Origin of the sequence: Limosilactobacillus panis DSM 6035, assembly GCF_001435935.1 — a bacterium.
GTDB classification, from domain to species: domain Bacteria; phylum Bacillota; class Bacilli; order Lactobacillales; family Lactobacillaceae; genus Limosilactobacillus; species Limosilactobacillus panis.
The window spans coordinates 1-3,652 of the sequence record NZ_AZGM01000090.1 but is presented as its reverse complement, the minus strand read 5'-3'; the positions used below and the strand labels follow the sequence as shown (position 1 = coordinate 3,652).

Sequence of the window (3,652 nt, the reverse complement as noted above, 5' to 3'; positions counted from 1 at the left end):
AACACGCCGAAAGTAGTTGGGGGATCGCTCCCTGCGAGGATAGGACGTTGCCACGCGTTATTCCGGCATAGCTCAGTTGGTAGAGCACCTGACTGTTAATCAGGTTGTCGTCAGTTCGAGTCTGACTGCCGGAGTTGTTGGAGCTGTTGACTTTTAGTTAACAGCTTTTCTTTTTATGCCAACTTAGCTCAGCTGGTAGAGCATCTCCCTCGTAAAGAGAAGGTCGGAGGTTCGACTCCTCTAGTTGGCACTAGACTTTGGTCCGCAAATTAAGTTATCAAGGCTTAATTTGCGGATTTTTTATTATCGTTTTAGCGAACATACGTTCAAATGTTGGTTATTAAATTAGGAAACGGTGTGATATACGATAACCAGCTGAGTTCGTCATTACTTCTTATTGTTTGGAGACTGCGCGGCTCACAATGGTAATTTGAGAAGTCAATTCATGAAAGACCGCCTTTTTATATCGCACTAAAATACCGAATTGAAATTTTTTAAAAGAAACTTTACTTTTTCTATTTTTGATGTTATTTTAATGATTGTTAAACGTTTATCAAAAAGAAAGGGAAGTTAATAATGGGGTATAAAGAACATAAAAAGATGTATAAGATTGGCAAAAAATGGGCAGTTGCAACTTTAGTGTCTGCTTCGGTTTTAATGGGTGGGGCATTGATTGCTCATGCTGATCAAGTTGAGGCAAATACTGCTAATGAAACGCAAACAGTTAACGCTACGCAACAGGTAACTGATCAAACTGCTGTCACTAGTAGTGCTTCTTCTGCTGAGAATACTAAGAATGACAAAGTAGCTTCAGTACAAGCAAATACTGTTGCTAACAGTGATGAACAAACACAGCTAAAGCAGAATACAACAGACGAAAGTACTACAAGTGCACAGACTAACCTGAGTAAGTTAAATCCAGCTGCAGCTAACGCAGTAAAGAACGCTAAGATTGACGCAGGTAACTTAACTGATGATCAAATTAACGAATTAAACAAGATTGATTTTTCCAAATCAGCAGAAAAGGGTGCTAAATTAACTTTTAAGGATTTGGAAGGTATTGGTAATGCAATTATTAACCAAGATCCAAAGTATGCTATTCCTTACTTTAATGCCAAGAAGATTCAGAACATGCCAGCTGCATATGCAGTTGATGCACAAACTGGTCAAATGGCCCACTTGGATGTATGGGACTCTTGGCCAGTTCAAGATGCTGTTACCGGCTACGTTTCTAACTATAAGGGCTACCAACTGGTAATCGCAATGATGGGAATTCCGAAGGCCAAGTATGGTGACAACCATATTTACCTTCTGTACAACAAGTATGGTGACAATGATTTTTCCCATTGGCGCAATGCCGGTTCCATTTTTGGAAATAACGAAAACAATGTCTTTCAAGAATGGTCAGGTTCCGCAATCGTTAACAATGATGGCTCAATCCAATTATTCTACACTTCAAACGATACATCTGATTTTAAGCTTAATGATCAAAAATTAGCGACTGCAACTCTGCACCTAAATGTTGACGATAATGGTGTATCAATTGCGAGTGTTGATAATAACCATATCCTGTTTGAGGGTGATGGTTACCACTACCAAACTTACCAACAATTTGCTAACGGAAACGATCGTCAAGATGATGACTACTGCTTACGTGATCCCCATGTTGTTCAGTTAGAAAATGGTGATCGTTACTTGGTATTTGAAGCCAATACAGGTACCGAAGACTACCAAGGTGATGAGCAAATTTACAAGTGGGCTAATTATGGTGGTGACGATGTCTTTAATATTAATAGCTTCTTTAAGTTATTAAACAATAAGCGAGACCGCACCCTTGCTGGTGAGGCTAATGGTGCTCTTGGTATTTTAAAGCTTGATAATAATCAAACTAATCCAAAGGTTGAAGCTGTATACTCACCATTAGTATCAACTTTAATGGCAAGTGACGAAGTTGAACGTCCAGATGTTGTGAAACTTGGTGATAAGTACTATCTCTTCTCAGTAACTCGGGTTAGTCGTGGATCAGATACTGAATTAACGGCTAAGGATAACACTCTTGTTGGTGATAATGTTGCTATGATCGGCTATGTTGCAGATAGCTTGAACGGTACTTACAAGCCGTTGAACCAGTCTGGAGTTGTCCTGACTGCTTCTGTACCTGCTAACTGGCGGACTGCAACCTACTCCTATTACGCCGTTCCTGTTCAGGGACACCCAGATCAAGTTTTAATTACTTCATACATGAGTAACAAGGACTTTGCTTCTGGAGAAGGTAATTATGCTACCTGGGCACCAAGTTTCTTGGTTCAAATTAATCCAGATGACACAACAACGGTTCTGGCACGGGCTACTAATCAAGGTGATTGGATCTGGGATGATTCCAGTCGTAATGACAGCATGTTAGGTGTCCTTGACCAGAATGCTGCAAATAGCGCTGCGCTACCTGGTGAATGGGGTAAGCCGGTCGACTGGACAAATATTAACCGGAGTAGTGGCTTAAACCTGAAGCCACACCAGGCAGCTGATGAACCGGGTACTAATAAACCAACGGATAACCCGAGTGATAAGCCAGGCACCAACAACCCAACGGATAACCCGAGCGACAAGCCAGGTACTAATAACCCAACGGATAACCCAAGTGATAAGCCAGGTACTAATAATCCAACGGATAACCCAAGTGATAAGCCAGGTACCAACAATCCAACGGATAACCCAAGTGATAAGCCAGGTACCAACAATCCAACGGATAATCCGAGTGACAAGCCAGGTACCAACAATCCAACGGATAATCCGAGTGATAAGCCGGGTACCAACAATCCAACAGATAACCCAAGTGATAAGCCAGGTAATGTTACCCCAACAGCAGATCAAAATCATCGTGCAGACAATAATGATGGCCATTTACCGCAAACTGGTAATAAGAATGCTGTTGTTGGTTTATACCTTGGTTCATTATTGACAATGTTCGGGCTTGCTGCTTTAGATAAGCGTTACAACAAGTAAATTCAAAGTGACCCCAATTAATAAATAAATTAGTATTAAATATAGCCTTAGAACTAAGAGGCGCGGACCACCAGGATACAGTGGTCCGCGCCTTTTGTATTATTCATCTTCACCAATAATTTTAAAGCCATAGTCGCGAATGTGGTTTTTCAGCAGTTGGATATATTCTTGCCCAAGCTGGCTGATAACGGTGTGCTGGTGGTGGACAATTCCGATGGTAATGGGATCGTCAAGCTTCAAGGGGATGGCAACAATTTTATCGTCATTGAGCTTGCTGCTGATGATTCCGGAACTGATGGTGTAGCCGTTCAGGCCGACCATCAGGTTGAAAATAGTGGCCCGGTCACTAACCTTGATTTCCTTCTTGTGACTCAGGGTTGATTGGATCTCTTCTGAAAAGTAAAAGGAGTTATTATCGCCCTGTTCAAAGGAGAGGTAGGGGAGGTCCGTCAAATCATCAAGCTTAATTGAATGACGCTTGGCGAGGGGGTTATAGCGGCTCAAAAAGACGTGCGGTTGGGCCACAAAGAGCGGGGTGAATATCAAGCCATTTTCCGTGAGTAGTTTATCAATGATGCGGCGGTTGAAATTATTAACTGAAACTTGAAAGTATGAAGACAGACTGATCCCTTGGTATCACAGGGCATAT

Annotated in this window: 1 protein-coding gene, 2 tRNA genes and 1 pseudogene; 3 read left to right on the top strand and 1 reads right to left on the bottom strand. The window is 41.7% G+C overall.

Annotation, left to right across the window (positions count from 1 at the left end; genetic code table 11):
- Positions 1-61 precede the first annotated feature (61 nt).
- From FD32_RS06280 to FD32_RS06270, 3 genes are all read left to right on the top strand, one after another.
- Positions 62-134, top strand: a tRNA-Asn gene (locus FD32_RS06280).
- A gap of 43 nt (positions 135-177) precedes the next feature.
- Positions 178-250, top strand: a tRNA-Thr gene (locus tag FD32_RS06275).
- A 326-nt stretch (positions 251-576) separates the two neighbouring features.
- The gene (locus FD32_RS06270; protein ID WP_082611621.1) at positions 577-3,003 is read left to right on the top strand and encodes a glycoside hydrolase family 68 protein; all 2,427 of its coding nucleotides are present in this window, start codon (positions 577-579) and stop codon (positions 3,001-3,003) included.
- Between the two features lie 99 nt (positions 3,004-3,102).
- Here the strand turns inward: FD32_RS06270 and FD32_RS06265 are convergent.
- Positions 3,103-3,600, bottom strand: a pseudogene (locus FD32_RS06265) (LysR family transcriptional regulator substrate-binding protein); the annotation flags it as partial.
- Positions 3,601-3,652 lie beyond the last annotated feature (52 nt).

Coding starts and splice junctions, on each gene's coding strand:
- FD32_RS06270 (WP_082611621.1), top strand. CDS start 577: ATGGGGTATAAAGAACATAAAAAGATGTATAAGATTGGCAAAAAATGG.